The organism is Ectobacillus funiculus, from assembly GCF_004138295.1.
Classification (GTDB): domain Bacteria; phylum Bacillota; class Bacilli; order Bacillales; family Bacillaceae_G; genus Ectobacillus; species Ectobacillus funiculus.
On sequence record NZ_SCFM01000068.1, the window covers coordinates 1 to 18127 of the forward strand.

The 18127-nt window shown below is 37.3% G+C and carries 12 protein-coding genes and 2 pseudogenes; 13 read left to right on the top strand and 1 reads right to left on the bottom strand.

Translation table 11 applies throughout. The features are described from left to right. The 13 genes and pseudogenes from EP737_RS23240 to EP737_RS23295 form a co-directional block, all read left to right on the top strand. Positions 1 to 300 (top strand): annotated as a pseudogene (locus EP737_RS23240) (hypothetical protein); the annotation flags it as partial. 703 nt (positions 301 to 1003) lie between these two features. After that, the gene (locus tag EP737_RS23245; protein WP_129731485.1) at positions 1004 to 1708 is read left to right on the top strand and encodes an SDR family oxidoreductase; all 705 of its coding nucleotides are present in this window, start codon (positions 1004 to 1006) and stop codon (positions 1706 to 1708) included. 656 nt (positions 1709 to 2364) lie between these two features. Further along, positions 2365 to 3309 carry a nucleoside hydrolase gene (locus EP737_RS23250; RefSeq protein ID WP_129731487.1) on the top strand — a complete coding sequence of 315 codons (945 nt, stop codon included), beginning with the start codon at positions 2365 to 2367 and terminating at the stop codon, positions 3307 to 3309. Positions 3310 to 3626: 317 nt separating this feature from the next. Continuing rightward, positions 3627 to 5129 (top strand): spore germination protein, encoded by a 1503-nt coding sequence (locus tag EP737_RS23255; protein WP_246040356.1) that lies wholly within the window; start codon positions 3627 to 3629, stop codon positions 5127 to 5129. Positions 5130 to 5151: 22 nt separating this feature from the next. After that, complete coding sequence (locus tag EP737_RS23260) at positions 5152 to 6246, top strand: GerAB/ArcD/ProY family transporter (RefSeq protein ID WP_165350895.1); 1095 nt, start codon at positions 5152 to 5154, stop codon at positions 6244 to 6246. Continuing rightward, positions 6243 to 7322 carry a Ger(x)C family spore germination protein gene (locus EP737_RS23265; protein WP_129731491.1) on the top strand — a complete coding sequence of 360 codons (1080 nt, stop codon included), beginning with the start codon at positions 6243 to 6245 and terminating at the stop codon, positions 7320 to 7322. The genes EP737_RS23260 and EP737_RS23265 overlap by 4 nt, the downstream gene beginning before the upstream one ends. Before the next feature lie 911 nt (positions 7323 to 8233). Next, the gene (gene rpiB, locus EP737_RS23270) at positions 8234 to 8692 is read left to right on the top strand and encodes a ribose 5-phosphate isomerase B (RefSeq protein ID WP_129731493.1); all 459 of its coding nucleotides are present in this window, start codon (positions 8234 to 8236) and stop codon (positions 8690 to 8692) included. Between the two features lie 75 nt (positions 8693 to 8767). Then, positions 8768 to 8920 carry a hypothetical protein gene (locus tag EP737_RS25810; protein ID WP_165350896.1) on the top strand — a complete coding sequence of 51 codons (153 nt, stop codon included), beginning with the start codon at positions 8768 to 8770 and terminating at the stop codon, positions 8918 to 8920. 5 nt (positions 8921 to 8925) lie between these two features. Next, the gene (tkt, locus tag EP737_RS23275) at positions 8926 to 10920 is read left to right on the top strand and encodes a transketolase (RefSeq protein ID WP_129731495.1); all 1995 of its coding nucleotides are present in this window, start codon (positions 8926 to 8928) and stop codon (positions 10918 to 10920) included. A 17-nt stretch (positions 10921 to 10937) separates the two neighbouring features. After that, positions 10938 to 11606, top strand: a complete 669-nt coding sequence (gene fsa, locus EP737_RS23280; protein ID WP_129731498.1) for a fructose-6-phosphate aldolase — start codon at positions 10938 to 10940, stop codon at positions 11604 to 11606. A gap of 217 nt (positions 11607 to 11823) precedes the next feature. Further along, positions 11824 to 12783, top strand: coding sequence for a sugar ABC transporter substrate-binding protein (locus tag EP737_RS23285; protein ID WP_129731500.1), 960 nt, complete (start codon positions 11824 to 11826; stop codon positions 12781 to 12783). 603 nt (positions 12784 to 13386) lie between these two features. Then, entirely contained in the window at positions 13387 to 15723 is a 2337-nt protein-coding gene (locus EP737_RS23290; protein ID WP_129731502.1) for a 5'-nucleotidase C-terminal domain-containing protein, read from the top strand. Positions 15724 to 15980: 257 nt separating this feature from the next. Continuing rightward, positions 15981 to 16543, top strand: a pseudogene (locus EP737_RS23295) (transposase); the annotation flags it as partial. Between the two features lie 123 nt (positions 16544 to 16666). Here EP737_RS23295 and EP737_RS23300 read toward each other — a convergent pair. Continuing rightward, positions 16667 to 17848: a NupC/NupG family nucleoside CNT transporter gene (locus EP737_RS23300; RefSeq protein WP_129731504.1), complete on the bottom strand. Its 1182-nt coding sequence runs from the start codon at positions 17846 to 17848 to the stop codon at positions 16667 to 16669. Positions 17849 to 18127 lie beyond the last annotated feature (279 nt).

Genomic DNA, 18127 nt, shown 5'->3' on the forward strand with positions numbered 1-18127 from the left:
ATTTCGATCCATCAAGCAGCGTCCTACGTCATTGGCAGGCGTGGCATGAACTTGAAGGAACAGGTGCCAAAGGGACTGCAAGCCTATACAGAACGCAAGGATGGGGAGCACCACTGGAAGCAATGGAGTGTTTTGACGAAGGCATTCAGCGTACTTCGTTCGCACCTATTCTATGATGTATCGGACCAATCTTATCCATTATTCAACAAGGAGGTTTGTAACTATGGGCTGACACAAGCAGAACATGATATTTTGCAGAAGTATGTACCAAAAATTTGCTTAGAAGAAAGGGGAGTCTGACTTCGTTTGGAATGGCATTATCTGTTCTTGCATCACCATCATTTTGCCGCAAAAGCCAGAAGGATTGAGCTCCAGAATGGTGGGTGCATTGGTGCAAGAACATCGCAACACGTATAGGGTGAAAAAAGAGAAGCAGCTATCACTCCTTGTAAGGGGCCAAGTCGCCTCGGTGACATTTGTCCCTTACAAGAAAGTGTGAGCTCCCCCTATTTGCCCTATGAGAAGCCTGTTGAACGGCTCTGTATTTCGCTTCCTAGGAAGAGGATACAGAATCTCCCACCTCAAGGAGCGTTAGCGAGTAGGTGGAGGTAGTTCAATAAAGAATATTGAATATTTTATAATTTAGTGATAAGATCGCTTACAAAGGTCTGACGTCCTACCTGAGACAAAAGGTGAATCAGGTCAACAATTCAAATAATCTAGAAGTGATAGAGCAGGCATTAACAGAGGAAAAGCGTGAACTAATGAAGATGGATGTAAAGGTGAATTGAGTTATTGAAAAGACTCCTTCACAAGAAAGGCAATAATATGTTCAAGGATGCGATGATGGATAAAAATATATTTTCAGGTATGTTTACCAATAAAAAAGTATAAGAGATATGAAAACAACTAAGTGTCTTTTAAGCCTTAGCTGCTTTCATATTTAGAAATTATTTTCAGTATTCCGGATAGAACTCTTTCTGGAGACTAAGGGGGCATTTATATGGTTTATCGAGTAGCTGTGATTACAGGGGCTGGGAGTGGCCTAGGAGCTTTTTTAGCTAAAAAATATTCCAGACAAGGTGTGCACGTTGTTCTTTTAGGAAGGAGTGAGGAAAAGCTTTTCAAAGTAGCAGACGCGTTACCTTCTAATCATTCTGTTTATGTGACAGATGTTTCCTGTAAAAAGGAGGTACAGAGGGTTTTTGATTCTATTCGGAAGGAAGTTGGACCAGTAGATCTATTAATCAATAATGCTGGGGTAGGCTCATTTGATCTGGCAGAGAATATCAGCGAGGAATCCATTCATGAAATGATTGATATTAATTTAAAAGGAACTATTTTTTGTACCCAACAGGTACTAAAACAAATGAAGGCAAGAAATCAAGGGTGTATTGTTAATATCGTATCTACAGCAGGAAAACAAGGGAAAGTGCATGAATCAGTATACTGTGCTAGTAAATTTGGGGTAAGAGGATTTACAGAAAGTTTGACATTAGAACTACAGGAAACCTCTATCCAAGTGGTCGGTGTCTATATGGGAGGTATGAAAACAGAATTTTGGAACGGGATTTTTACTTCAGAACAGACGAAGAATTTAATGAATCCGGATGATGTGGCGGATATCATTATGGAAAATATACAACCACGAAAATATTTGACAGTCGAAGAGATGATAATTAAAAACAAAAAAAATTTTTTGTGCTAAGCCTCTAGATGGTTTTGATATAAATATGATTTTTATAAGCATAGAACCTTAATATTCTTCTCCAAATAATTTATGTATGAATTGAATCCCAACTTAGATAGAACCCTTTGTTGAAGTTGTGTTTTTTAGCATATATCACTTCCATTGGAATACATGTTTCTTTTCGATATTAATCATACCCTTTGTAGAGTAATAGGATCAGTAATGTCTATGTTTTAGAGCTTATTTACACGTATATTAAAGTTTTTTACATTAGAACCATCCAAATAGTCCTACTGATACCTATCCTTTTTAGACTGCTGGTACTAGTATGTCCTAGCTTTGGAGATTGTCTGTAAAATGCACGAGCTTTTGTGCCAAGTCCATCTTTTTTGTTAAGGAACTAATTTAAACCGAAGAATAAGGGTCGGTAGCTGCTCGGTTATCTTAGTTAGCTCAGACGCTGAATGATAACCTCATTTATAGAAAAAACCTTTCAGAACTCAGTTGTTTAATGCTACCTGGTTTTTAATAAACCATAAATTTTCAGTTGAGAAACGGTTCGATGTAGTGGGAACTTTAAGGATAAAGTACGAGTATAAATAGGCCATAGCCAAACTTTCCAAGGTCTACACTTGCCAAATTTTTTTGTAAGCGTTGAAAGGGGAGAAGAATAGTTGAGAAAGAAGGTATTATTCTTTGGTGATGTTGGGATTGACGATACAGTAGCTCTAATATATGCCTTTTTAAAGGATAAAATTGATATTGTAGGAATTGTGGCAGACTACGGGAATGCTCCTAGAATGGAAACTACCAGAAACGTTCGATATATACTTCAAAGGATGGGAAGAGTAGATATAAAAATTTTTGGGGGAGCGGAACGCCCTATGACAGGTGAAGTTCCAACTTTTTATCTGGAGGTCCATGGGCCGTTTGGATTAGGCCCAATCAAACCGGGTCTAGAGCCCAAAGAACTTGAAAATTTCTTTGAAGTTATTAGTCTTATCGAAAAGTACAAAAATGAACTGATTATCGTTAATGCAGGGAGACTTACTTCACTTGCAACTTTATTTATCCTTTATGAAGGGCGTATGAAAAATGTCCAATCTTATTATATTATGGGAGGGTCATTCCTTTATCCTGGTAATGTTACACCAGTGGCAGAGGCAAATTTTCATGGTGATCCAGTAGCAGCTAATATTGTAATGAAGTATGCCAAGAATGTTTCTATTTATCCTTTAAATGTAACACAAACTGCTATCGTAACACCTGAAATGGTCAATTACATTCACTCTAAGGGGAAAACTCAGCTTTTAAAACCCCTTTTGGATTATTACTATTTTCAGTTTTACCAAAAAACAGTTCCTGGGATACAAGGTAGTCCAGTTCATGATGCACTCCCTCTTATAGCGATTGACCGAGAAGACATATTTACATACTATAGATCATCCGTCGTAATCGATACAACCGATGTTGCAAGGGGACAAAGCATTGGAGATTTTCGATTGATCGATGCCCCTGAATCTTTTGATGGGAGACCCCAACATCGGATTGCAATAAACTTAGATTATAAGGAATTTTATAAGGAGTTTATGACAGTAATGACAGGTGAACAATTCTAGTTTTGAAATATTTGTTATTTCTTACTCTATTTATGAGTAGCATTGAGCTCATCTATATAATCAAAAAGGGCAACTTCTTTTACAGGAGAAGGTTGTCCAGAATTGGATAAATCATTTTATCTTATTGTTTTTATTTATAGATTTTATTTAAGTTTAATCAGAGGTCTAAATAGTTTTTAAAAATGCTTATTAATTTTGCCCCATAATCATCACTTCTCGGCGGGAAAATCATTATTTTGAATAAATTGTTAAAGATTACAGATGCTAAAAAAAGCTTTAGCTTTTGCTTGGAAGCAACAGTAAAGGAGGTGTATAGTATGGTTTTAAAAAAAGGGGGAAAGGAAACCCTTGGAGTAATGAATGCGGATACGCAATCTTTTACCGAATTAATGAAGAAATTAAAAACATCAACTGATTTTACCTCCTTTCAGCTTTCAAAATCATATCCCTTTTCGTTGTCATATTATAAAACCTTAGTAAAACAAGAGCTTATACATCGCGATATTCTTCCGGTTTTAGTAAATAAGACGTTCCAAACATTAGAGGATATTAAAAAGAATTTGCCTATAGAAAATATGTTAATAACCAGTAATCTAAAGGAAATCCAAGAAGGACTATTAAGTGGTTCTCTTATGATTTCTATTAATCAACAATTTCAAAACTGTGTTCTCCTCATCCCAGCGGTTCCTAATGAAGGACGACAAGTAACCATACCTGAGGTAGAATCCGGTATTATTGGACCGAAAGAGGCATTTATTGAATCATTGGATACTAATATTAGTCTGGTACGTAAGCGAATCCCACTTGTAGAACTGAACGTAAAAGAAGTTAAGGTTGGAAACATATCAAAGACAAAGGTTGCTATTTTATACATAGCTGGAATCGCGAACAGTGAGTATGTTAATACTGCTCTACAAAGGATTAATGATATTGAATACGATCAAATTATCGATAGTTCTTATATCTCGCAGATGATTACTGATAACCCAAACTCATTGTTTCCTCAAATATTTGATACAGAACGACCTGACCGCGTAGCAAGCCTGTTATCGGAAGGGAAGATCGCTGTTTTAGTGGATGGATCACCTCATGCTTTAATCATCCCTGTAAACATTTTTGAATTCTTTTCATCGTTCGATGATTACTTTTTCAATTGGCAGGCAGCGTCGTTCTTCCGTTTAATGCGATTAATGGCGGTACTTTTATCAACCTTAATGACACCAATTTATGTTGCTGTTTTAACATACCATTATGAAATGATTCCAGATGAATTATTAATTTCATTAGTATCATCAAGAAAGGAGGTTCCTTTCCCACCGATTATCGAAGTGCTTATTTTGGAATTTGCGATCGCCCTGCTTCGAGAGGCAGCAAAAAGACTCCCTACAAAAATTGGTCAAACAATGGGTATCGTGGGTGGTATTGTAATTGGGACTGCGTCCGTGGAAGCTGCAATTACAAGTAATGTTTTAATTATTATTGTTGCGCTTGCGGCATTAGCCGCCTTTACTATACCAGCCTTTCAAATGAGTAATACGGTGATACTCATTCGGCTTCCAATGCTTATTTCTGCTCAAATCTTAGGGTTGTTCGGTATGTCTATCTGTACTGCCTTCTTTCTTGGTCATCTTTTACGAGTGACCTCATTGGGATGCCCATATTTAGAACCCATTTATCCTGTTCGGAGTCAAGATATGAAAGACGCGCTGTACCGGTTGCCTTTTCATCGCCAGACGACCCGACCAATTTTTTTACGAACGGGAAATCCTACTCGAATGATTACAGAACGTGTCAAGGAAAAGCATGATATTGATGAATAAATGCTATAAGAGGGTGAATTATATGATGTTAGATCCAAAACAAAAGAATAAAGTCTCCCCCTATTTTACCTTTTACCTTATTTGTTCATCACAAGTCAATGTAGGACTTTTCGGTTTTCAACGATATATTGCTAAAGAGGTTGGGCAGGATGCATGGGTTGCAGTGATTCTTGTAGGTTTATCTACTCATCTTCTTGTGTGGATTTGTTATCAGATTCTAAATAAGGGTAAAAACGATATTATAGGCATTCATCATGATCTTTTTGGAAAATGGATTGGTGGCTTGTTGAGTTTTATTTTAACTGCTTATTTTCTTGCATTGGTCATAATTTGGACAAGGACGTATGTAGAGGTTATTCAAGTCTGGCTGGTCACTTTTATTGATAGCCGGTGGATACTAGCTCTAATTCTTGCATTGGTCTATTATTATGCATCAGGTGGTTTTCGAATTATCACAGGGATTTCTTTCTTTTCAGGAATTATAATAATTATTATGCTTTTCACATTATATTTTCCTCTAAAAGATGTTCATTTTTATAATCTAATACCTATGTTTGATCATTCTATCAATGATCAGTTCAAGGCAATGAAGGAAATGGTTTATAGTTATTTAGGCTTCGAATTTATATTAATATTTTATCCGTTTTTGGATCAAGTAGGAAAGTCAAGAAAATGGGCTCATCTTGGTGTATTATTTACGATGTTTATTTATCTTGCCTTCACTATTGTTTCATTAGCTTATTTTAATATTGATCAATTAGCTTATACCGTTTGGCCAACATTAACATTATGGCAAAAAATTGAATTACCTTTCATTGAAAGATTTGAATTCATAGGTATTTCTCTTTGGTTATTTCTTGTATTACCAGGTATTTGTCTCGGACTATGGGCATCCAGCCGTACAATTAAAAAAATTTTTCATATTAATCAGCGCATAATTCTTTTACTAATGATAGGTATTGTCTTTATTAGCAACAATTTAATTGTAGATCGCCAACAAGTCAATCTTTATACTAAATTGATTAATAATATCGGCAGCTGTGTCATGTATATTTACATACCCTTACTGTTTTTGTCTCAAATCATAATCTATAGGGTAAGGAAAAATGAAACATGATAAATCGGCTAATTCTTTGTCTAAGCTTCTTCTTGATGGTAGGATGCACCAAAAATCCAATTATTCTCGAGGATATTCAATTTGTTCAATCTATTGGCTATGATTATGTGGATGGCGATTATATTCTAGGCAGTTTTTCTGTCCCGCTTATTCAATCAGGGACGGATGGGCAAACACAGAGCGGGATTTTTAAAGCTGTGGCCCCTACAAATAAAGACTTAGGAAGGATTATACAAGGTCAATCACCAAAGCCTATCGAGTTAGGAAGATTAGGCATCGTATTATATGGGAGAGAATTAGCAAATAAAACAGGTGTATTTGAAATGTTGGATTCTATCTATCGTGATACTAGGATAAATAAAGGGGTCTATCTGGCCATAATTGACGGTAAGGCTTATGAAGTACTTGACCATAAGTACCCGATTAATGATACAACTGCTAAGTATTTCATAGAACTGATTGAACAGAATACAAGAGGGTATATTCCGAAAATGGATGTCCATACTTTTATGTATCGATACTTCGGCAAAGGGATGGATCCATTTATGCCTCTGTTAGAAAGAAAAGAAGATAAAGTGCAAGTAAAGGGTGTTGCTTTATTTAAAAAGGACCGGTATATCGACTATATTGGATTTAAACAAGCATTTGTGTTTAAAATGCTATATGAAGACACTAAGACAGGTTATTTTAGCATAAAACTAAAGAATGGACCGTATGTAAATATCGAAAACATTTCGTCATCAGTCGATTATAAAATTAAAAATGCAAATACCGACCCGCGAGTATTTATTTATCTGAAGCTAAAGGCAAGAGTTGTCGAAGGAGCCAGAGTAGCGTTGGGTCAAAAAAAAGTAATTGATCGTATTGAAAAAGAAGCAAAGAATGATATTGAGAAAAATGCACGAGGGATGGTTAGTAAATTTCAAGCACTTAAGATTGACCCATTGGGTATTGGAGACCGAGCAAGAAGTCAAACACGAAAATTTAATTTTAAAAGATGGGAAAATCATTATTCTGAGATTCCCGTTGAATTTAACATCGATGTACAGATTATGCAAACCATGAGCGTAGAGTAAACAAATTTATTATAAAAATATTCATTAGAAACATAAGAAATAGCCAAGGCTTTTGAAAAAAGCGCTTGGCTACTATTTTTTGTCCCTCTTTAAGAAAGTATAAATTTCCAGCTAGAAGTTATTCGACGCAGTCGGAAATTTTAGAAATACAGTATAAGTGCAACTACGCCTCTGTCTTCTCCTAACGGCTTGCCAATCAGCGAGTTTTCTTGAAAGCAATCAATTTCTTCAAATAAGTTCCGAACACTTCTGGGGGAGAGAATATTTTTCTAAATCCTTCTTCATTAGGTCCAATCAACGGATTTCAGGAAGTTAAATTGAGGTTGTCTTGAATAATCATGAAATTACTCGGCTTAAAAGTTGAGTGAATGCCGTCCGCTGCATTCGTTACAATATTTGCTTAACCCTAGTCGCTTTTATGATATGGAGGGGGAGGCCATAACCTCAAGTATATACCCTTTAATAAATTTTATTTGCAAAAATATTGAATAGTAGATAATTGAGTGATAAAATCAGCCTAAGCGCTATATTGTCGGACGTCCAACATGTAGGAGTGTGGAAATACTTTTTAACAAATGCATATAGACGTACTATTTACATGGCCGAAAAACAGAAAGGAGTTTAAGTTTTTGAGAGTTAACCCTTCTTGCTTTAGGATCAGGGAAATTTGTATGATTCATCACGTAATTGTAATCACAGGTGCTGGAAGTGAGTTAGGAACTTCTTGACTAAAAAATATTCTTACTAAGGTACGCGTGTGGTCTTTTTAGAGAAACCATTAAAAGCAATATGCACAAATTTGGGTCTTCGAACGAGATTCAATTACTGCTGATGCTCCTAAAAATGAATAAGGTGAAGACTTCAATCAAGTCATGGGGTAATGCAGTTGCAAGGGGATAGGAGGAAGAAGAATGAGAGTAGCCATCGCATCTGATCATGGTGGCAGAACGATTCGTAAAGAAATCATTTTATTAATGAAAGAAATGAATATTGAATATGTTGATTTAGGTTGTGAATGTAGTACTCCTGTTGACTATCCAGATTACGCAATTGCAGTAGCTGAGAAAGTAGTAAATCGGGAAGTAGAACGTGGTATTTTAATTTGCGGAACAGGCATTGGTATGAGTATTGCAGCAAACAAAGTAAAGGGAATTCGCTGTGCGCTTGTGCACGATATGTTCAGTGCTAAGGCAACAAGACAGCATAATGATACTAATATATTAGCGATGGGAGAACGTGTCATTGGTCCGGGCTTAGCTCGTGAAATTGTGAAAATATGGTTAGCAACCCCATGCGAAGGTGGAAGACATAAAGGCCGTATCAGTAAAATTGCAGCATATGAAGCAATTAATGAGCAGAAAAAAATATGAGGCTTGGGTTTTAAAGAATAAGATTTTTTATAATTAGATCCCACTATACGTATTTTCACATGGGATGGTCAAGTTTTGAATAAATGTAAATGCATCTTTCTAATCGTCATCGATTCTGTCAGTATTGGTGATGCACCAGACCTAAAAAAGTATGGGGACGAAGGAGCAGCCAAGTTTGACTATGCCGTAGAGCATATGAATGGACTATATTTTACTAGGAGGATATAAAACGTATGAACCATGATATTGAAACACTCGCTGTAAATACGATTCGAACTTTATCAATAGATGCTATTAATCAGGCTAATTCCGGCCATCCAGGCCTTCCGATGGGGGCTGCTCCTATGGCATATGCATTATGGGCGCATCATCTGGATCATAACCCTGTAAATGCAAAATGGTTTAACCGAGACCGATTTGTTTTGTCTGCGGGACATGGCTCTAGCATGTTGTATAGCCTGCTTCATCTAGCTGGATATGATGTGTCATTAGATGATTTGAAAGGCTTTCGAAAATTAAACAGCAAAACCCCAGGTCATCCGGAGTTTGGTCATACAGATGGTGTTGAAGCAACAACGGGTCCTTTAGGACAAGGGATTGCAAATGCGGTCGGGATGGCAATGGCTGAAGCGCATTTGGCTGCGAAATTTAATCAAGACGGATTTCCTGTCATTGACCATCACACATATGCGTTAGTGGGCGATGGGGATCTAATGGAAGGCGTTGCTTATGAAGCGATGTCGATGGCTGGTCATATGAAACTCGGAAAATTAATTGCTTTATATGATTCCAATGACATCTCTTTGGATGGTTCCTTAAATCTTTCGTTTTCAGAAGATATTCACAAACGGGCGGAATCTGTTCATTGGCAATATTTGCGTGTGGAAGATGGAAATAATGTAGCGGATATCGCCAAAGCAATTGAGTTGGCGAAACAAAATCCGGATCAGCCAACACTGATTGAGATTAGAACGATTATCGGCTACGGCAGCCCAAAGGTTGCCGGAACGAACAAGGCACATGGCAATCCACTTGGGGCAGAAGAGGCGAAAGCAACCAAGCAAGCGTATGGCTGGCATTATGAAGAGAATTTCTTTGTTCCAGAAGAAGTACAAGCCCATTTTGAAGAACTAAAACAAAGAGGGATCGGAAAAGAAGAGCAATGGAATGAACTGTTCCGCTCTTATAAAGAGACTTATCCGGCACTAGCGAATGAGCTAGAGCAAGCGATTACAGGTGAAGTTCTTATCGAAGCAAAGGATATTTTGACGTTTAGTGCAGAGAAAGCTATTTCTACTCGTGTAGCGAGCGGAGAGGCGATTAACCATTTTGTTAAAGCAGTTCCTTCCATCTTTGGAGGCAGCGCAGACCTTTCTCACTCTACTATGACTGATATTAAGGGAGAAGCAGCGTATGCAGTAGAATCTTTTGGCGGACGGAATGTGTACTTTGGGGTTCGTGAGCATGCGATGGGGGCAGCCGGCAATGGGATGGCTCTTCATGGCGGGGTAAAGCCTTTTGTAAGTACCTTCTTTGTGTTCAATGATTATCTCAGACCGTCTATTCGTCTAGCAGCCTTGCAAAAGCTGCCGGTTACGTATGTCTTTACTCACGACTCGATTGCAGTTGGAGAAGATGGTCCAACTCATGAACCAATCGAACAGCTGGCGGCTCTTCGTGCGATTCCTGGCCTGACAGTGATTCGGCCATCGGATGCAAATGAAACAGCAAGTGCTTGGGCGTATGCTCTGCAGCAAACAGAGGGTCCGGTTGCTTTGGTGCTGAGCCGTCAAAACCTGCCTGTGTTCCATGAGACAGGAGCAAACATAGAGAATCTTTCTAAAGGAGCGTATGTGTTAACACAAACGGATGAAAATCCAGACATGATTTTGATTGCAACGGGTTCGGAAGTGTCTTTAGCTGTGAACGCGAAAGCTAAACTGGAAAAAGAGGATGTATCTGTTCGTGTTGTGGCTATGCCAAGCTGGGAACTGTTCGATCGTCAACCGAAGGAATACAAAGAGCTTGTTCTGCCTTCGTCTGTTACGAAGCGTGTGGCACTCGAGATGGGGATTTCCCTTGGGTGGGAACGCTATGTAGGATTCGAAGGGAAAATCGTATCCATTGAAACATTTGGTGCTTCAGGAACGGGAGTGGAAGTCATGGAGCTATTTGGATTTACGACAGAAAACGTTGTTCGAACTGCAAAAGGTCTACTACATTCTTAAAATGGAGGAATTTTATCATGAAATTTTTTATTGATACTGCAAATCTTAAAGATATTAAAAAGGCATATAGCATCGGCGTTTTAGCTGGTGTTACAACAAACCCTTCTTTGGTCGCTAAAGAAGGCGTTAAATTCGAAGATCGTATTGCTGAAATCTGCCAAGCAGTTCCACGTGTAGAGTCTGTATCAGCTGAAGTAACGCCAGATGCGCTTACTGCTGATGAAATGATTGCGCAAGCTGAAGAATTGATCAAAATTAACGGTGGAGATGACAAAGTTACAATCAAACTACCTATGACTTTGGCAGGTTTAGAAGCTTGCCGTTATCTTGCAGATAAAGGCGTTAAGACGAATGTTACCCTTATCTTTACAGTGAACCAAGCATTATTGGCAGCCCGTGCAGGTGCAACTTACGTATCTCCATTCCTGGGCCGCTTAGATGATATTTCTGAAGACGGTGTACAACTAGTAGCAAAGGTAGCTGAATTGTTCCGTGTTCATAATTTCGACACGCAAATTATTGCAGCATCTGTTCGTCATCCAGATCATGTGACTCGCGTAGCAATGGCGGGCGCCCATATTGCAACGATCCCGTATGCAGTCATTGAGCAAATTTCTAAGCATCCGCTAACAGATCAGGGCATGGAAAAATTTGCTGCTGATTGGGAAAAATCTCTTAAAAACTAAGGCTATTTAAAATAAAAAGATGTTATGAATGAATTAAAAGAGAAAGTGTTGATAATTGTTCAGGCTTTCTCTTTTTATACACATAAAATTAATAGTAGAGTGCACTCTGATGGAATTAACAAACTACACAGGGATGTTCGTATGAAGGTATATCCTTTTATGAATGTTTTAAGAAATATGAACTCGTATTAACACTCCTGTTAGGAGGGGGTGAACTATGAAAAGGGAATGGATCATTCTATTAATTAGCTTGATCTTTCTAGCTATTGTAATAGGATGTATAGTCAAGTTTCTTAGAACAAATGATAGGCCTAAAGTAGTCGTTGTTTTACAAGACCTAGACTCACAGTATTGGAATATTGTGAAAGCAGGAGCAGAAAAGGGGTTTCGAGAGTTTGATCTGGATGGTAAAGTTGTCGCACCTAGCAACCAGTTAAAGAAAGATGCACTAGAGTATACATTAAAAAATATTCTTAACGAACATCCAGATGTATTAGTTGTATCTCCTTATGAGTCATCTGCTGTCATGTCTATCTTAGAAAAATTTGTCGAAAATAAAATCCCTGTATTACTCTTAGATACAGATCTTCCCCTGGAACATAAAACTGCCCATATTGGCACCGATAACTTTAGATTAGGCAGAATAGCAGGGGAATTACTAGCTTCACAGTTGCAGCCTGGGGATGAAGTTGCTCTTATTACACGAGCTGTAAACAGTTCAGTTTTAAGTGCACGGATTCAAGGAGCTGCATCTAGTTTAGAGGAAGCAGGGATCAAAATTGCGGCAGAAAAATCAGTATTCCCAAATGGGGATGAATCGTTGTTTACTAGAACAGAGATGAGAATGATTTTACAGGGTCATCCTGACGTGAAAGGTGTGTTTGCTACAACCGATACCATGGCACTAGGCACTTTAGATGTCATTAAGGAGCACGGGCAAAAGCTGCCAGTCATAGGAGCAGATGGGATTACCAAAATGGTGGAATTAATCAAAGAGGGAACTTTAACTAGTACAGTAGCACAGAACCCATATGATATGGGGTATATAAGCGTTGAAACCGCCTGGAAAGTGATAAAGGGAGTCAGGGTTAGAAAAAATGTTGATACCGGTGTAGATCTTATTACTAAAGACAACGCGAAGCAAAAACTAGATTTCCTGACAGAATTGTTGAAGTGAAGCTTCCTTTTTCGTTTGTACAATTTTAGCTTTAATGTTTTTCGTAAACGAATAAAGTAAAGATTCTTATAAAATATATAAATCCCTAAAAAACCAAGTGCTTTTCTAGCCTTGGCTTTTTTATTTATTAAATATTCCATAATTTAAAATGTTCAAAATTTTTAATTAGGAAAATATTGAAAATTATACAAACAGATGCTAATATTAACCTTAGTTGTTGGACGTCTTACAATTTGATTTTTTGTTTATCCTCATTTCATATTGAATAGATTGAAGTCCTAATGAGGAGCTCCGACATTCGCAGAATACTAGTCTGACATCAGACGTTTATACAATTGTCTAATGGATTTTTTATCGTTTTCATTGTAACCCCTTACACTGTGGTGAAGAAGAAAAAGATTATAGAACTGCATCAAGAGTATGAGACCAAAAGGAAGAGATAGATTTAAATAATCCAGCCTTTAAAAAGGCTTTGATATAAATATTAGTTAATATTGGGGGGATAGATGAAAATGTACAAGTATGGCGGCCAGAAAAAAGCCCTGAATCTTGTTTAAAGTTTATGATCAGAAATTGTGCGCGCTTAAAAAGGGGGAATTTAATTTGTTGAATAAGTCAATCATTACTAGTTTACTAGCCTTTCAATTTGCATTATCACCAGTCTATGCCAGTGAGACAGTACAAGATCAACAAGTGGATAACCATAGTGATTACATTGATTTTCAAATGCTAGCGATTAATGACTTCCATGGGAATTTGGACACAAAAAGTAAATTAAATGGAAGAGAGGTTGGTGGTGCTGCCTATTTAGCCACACACCTTAATGAGCATCAGAAGGAAGTGGAGGATCAGGCGCAAAAGGAAGGAAGAAAAGCTTATACGCTTCGCTTACATGCGGGGGATGCAGTTGGCGCGAGTCCTTCCCTGTCTTCCTTGCTACAAGACGAACCAACAATGAAAGCGATAAATACGATGGGCTTTAAACTAGGCGTTCTCGGAAATCATGAGTTTGATGAAGGGATTCCAGAGTTTAAACGTCTTATTAGTGCCTCATCGGTTCATTCGAATGTAGCAAAATTTACAGAAGGAACAGATTATGAATATCACGGGATTGATAATGATTTCAAATACTTGGCAGCCAATGTTGTAGACAAAACGTCAGGTCAGCCTATTTTTGATCCATATATAATAAAAGATATTGGTGGGGTAAAGGTTGGTTTTATTGGAATCGTAACGATAGAAACGAAAACATCTGTCATTCCAAAAAGTGTAGAACCATTTGATTTTCTTGATGAAGCAGAGACGATTAATAAATATACAAAAGAGTTAAAAGATAAAGGGATTAAAGCCATCGTTGTAGTTGATCATGAAGGAGCCGTAACAAGTGACGGAGAAACAACGGGTGTCATGGCAGATGTTGCAACAAAAATAGATGATGAAGTAGACATTATCTTTGCAGCTCATAGCCACCAATATGCCAACGGAGTGGTCAATGGAAAGCTCATTATCCAGGACTATAATTATGGGCAGGCCTTTGGCGATGTACGGACTGAGCTTGATCCAAAGACAGGAGACTTTGTCAAAGATTCGATTAAAGCAGAAGTGGTACCTAATACACGAGATGTTACTCCCGATCCAGAGGTGCAAGCAATAGTAGATGAAGCGAAAAAGATTACGGAGAAAGCTGCGGTGGTACCGATTGGCCAGGCAGCAAGCAGTGAACCGATTGGAAAACGCAAGCCGGAAGATGGTGAAAATCCACTTGGAAATTTAATTACAGATGGACAACGCACGATAGTGCAAGGTGCTGATTTTGCTATTACAAACTCAGGTGGTATTCGTGAAGCGTTAATTCCAAAAACCAATGACAAAGGCGAGAACATTATTACATGGGGAGCAGCCTATGCAGTTCAGCCGTTTAATAACTATATCCAGCTTGTTGAGTTAACAGGACAACAAATTAAAGATGGCTTAAATCAGCAATGGCAAAACCCAGATCATATCATGTTCCTGCAAATTTCCGGTTTTACATATACATATGTTGACGGAAGTAAGGCTCCAAATTGCAAAAATAAATATTGTGTACAAGATGTCTTTTTAGAAGATGGTAAAACGAAGATGGATATGAACAAAACCTATAAAGTAGCAATGAATGAATTTTTAGCTAGCGGCGGCGATGGCTTTACTGCATTTGCTAAAAATAAACTTGTAAGAAATGATCTTACTGATACAGAGATATTTGTAAGCTATATTGAAAAGTTAGCAGCAGAAGGGAAAAAAGTTGAAGTAAAAGTTGAAGGGAGACAAAAACTTGTTGAGAACATGACGAAACCTACAACTACCGCTACCGTAGATGGGACCACCGGCAATAACGGATGGTATACTTCCGATGTTACTGTTACACTCAATGCTTCCGATAATGAATCTGGAGTTAAGAAAACCCAATACAGAGTAAATAAAGGAGAATGGGAGGATTATACGAATCCTATTGTGCTCTCAACTGAAGGTAATAATACGTTTGAATATCGCAGCGAAGATAATTCAGGAAACGTGGAAGATCCCCAATTAGTTGATATAAATATCGATAAAACAGCACCAGTACTTAAGGTTACCGTTGATAAGTCTCTTTTTTCACAACCAAATCATAAATTGGAGAATATCAAAGTAACCCTAGATTCATCAGATGCCATTTCAAGAATTGCTTCAATTATATTAGAGTCAATCACAGTAAATGAAGCGAATGCTACCCCTAATGATATCCAAGGGGCAAACTATAGAACAATGGACACAGAATTTAGTTTGCGTTCTGAAAGAAATGGTTATGGTAGCGGAAGAATTTACACGATTACCTATTTAGCAAAAGACAAAGCCGGTAACACAGCCAGATCGACCGCAACGGTTACTGTACCTAAAGGGCATCAGGGGGAAAATTTAGATTAATAATTAGAAAATGCTAGAGTAGTTAATTCAAATAGCGTGATGTAGGAGAGTAGGTATCTAGTTTATTTTGGATACCTACTCTTTTTATAATTGAAAGGTTTTTCTTGCTCAACTCTAAACTACATTAGTATTATTATCAAAATGAACTTCTTGTATTATCAAGATACTTATTTAAACAAAATATTCATTAAATCGGCTATTGATTTTAAACCTGTGAAAAGTCAAACATAAAAATTCTTATTGGCGATTCTGGGTAGGGAAGCGAGGAAAACTATAAGTATTGCGAAGAGAATGAAATGGAGGCATACATCAAATACAATACATTTGATAAGGAACAAACGAAGGCATGGAAGAATCAAATCGGTGGTTGGAGAATATGATGTACGACGAAGAATGAGATGAATGGATCTGTGCGGTGAACAAGCGGCTCATCTTCCGCTATGAAAAGAAACAGAAATCGGAGAATGGATATGAGTCAACAAAACGCGTGTATCTATGCACGGAATGTCATAATTGTCCGTTTCAAGAGGTTTGCGCAAAAGGAAAAGACACGAAAAGCATAACAGTTTTCATGGAAAATCAGAAACAGCGCAAAGAAGTTCGGGAACGATTGGCAACGGAAGAAGGAAAGGAGAAATATAAGCAACGAAAAATAGATGTAGAGCCGGTGTTTGGTCAAATCAAACACAACTGCCAATTCCATCGTTTTTCACTGAGAGGCCTGTCAAAAAATACAGTGGACTGGGGTCTAGTTTGTGCTGCCCACAATTTAAAAAAGTGGGCCGAACAGCCAAAGAAAAAGAAAAACGAAACGAAGTAAAAAGGAGGAAATCAGACCAACAGCCTCTCCTATCCCCCATATATCTCCAAAAAAGAGAGGCTGTCTCCAAAAGGTTGTTAAAACGACATTTTGGGACAGCCTCTTTTCTATTCTACTCAAAGGTTACAGCATAACACCAACAATAATCCCTGATAATATACTTACTAAAGTGGCTCCATATAAAAGTTTCAAACCAAATTGAGAAACCACATTCGCTTGTTTTGCATTAATACTCTTTGTCGCACCAGCAATAATCCCAATCGAAGAGAAATTGGCAAATGATACCAAAAATACTGATAAAATACCAATTGTTCGTGGTGATAAATCTGCTGATGCATTTGCTAAATCAAGCATTGCTACAAACTCATTTGTGACTAATTTGGTTGCCATAATCTTACCAGCTTCTAGCATTTCTGATGTCGGAATTCCCATAACGAAAGCCAATGGTGAGAAGATATATCCTAAGACGCTTTGGAAGGTAATACCGAAAATGGCGTTGAATACACCATTAATTGCTGTCATTAAGGCTACAAAGCCAATTAACATTGCACCTACCATAACAGCAACGGTAAATCCAAGTGTAATATATTCGCCTAACATTTCAAAAAATGTTTGCTTTTCTTCTTCTTGTAACTCTAAAATATCTTCCTCTTCACTTACTGTGTAAGGGTTTACAATGTGAACAATGATAAATCCACTAAATAAGTTCAAAACAAGTGCTGTTACTACATACTTAGGTTCAATCATCTTCATATATGAACCAACAATTGACATAGAAACAGTAGACATGGAAGAGGCACAAAGCGTATATAATCGCTTTTTGGGCAATTGACCTAATTGATCTTTTACTGTAATGAATACTTCTCCTTGTCCAATAACTGCCGCTGCAACAGCATTATAGGACTCTAGTTTCCCTAGACCATTTACTTTACTTAACAAGAAGCCGACTCCCTTGATGATAAAAGGTAAAACTTTGAAGTGCTGTAATATTCCGATCAACACGGCAATGAAAATAATTGGAAGCAATACAGAAAGGAAGAATGAAAATTCTCCTTGATTAACTAAGCCGCCAAATACAAAATCAATACCAGATTCTGCGTATTTCAGAAGTGTTCCAAACGCATCAGAAATCGCTTTAATTAATATAAATCCGATGGACGTATTTAATAAAAAATATGACAATACTAGCTGTATTACAAGCATAATCGCAATCGGTTTATATTTAATCTGTTTACGATTACTACTTACAAGAAACGCTAGTAAAAAGATAATAATTAATCCGAATGTAAAAATTATAAATTTCATTCTAAACTTCCTCCTGCACTTTAATTTAATATAAAATTTTATATATATTAAGATTTTAAAGAGTGAGTTGTTTTACACTGTAAGAAAGTATAAATTTCTAGCCGGAAGTTAACTCGATGTAGCGAGAAATCTTAGGAATACAGTATAAACAGAGCTTACCAATCGGCGAGTTTTCTTTATCTAAAGCACCCCTTAAAGTACTTTGACATTGCATGTTTTTTGGGTAGCTTTAAGGAGTGAAGTTTAGTACAAGATAAATTTGTTCTTTATCTATAAAAA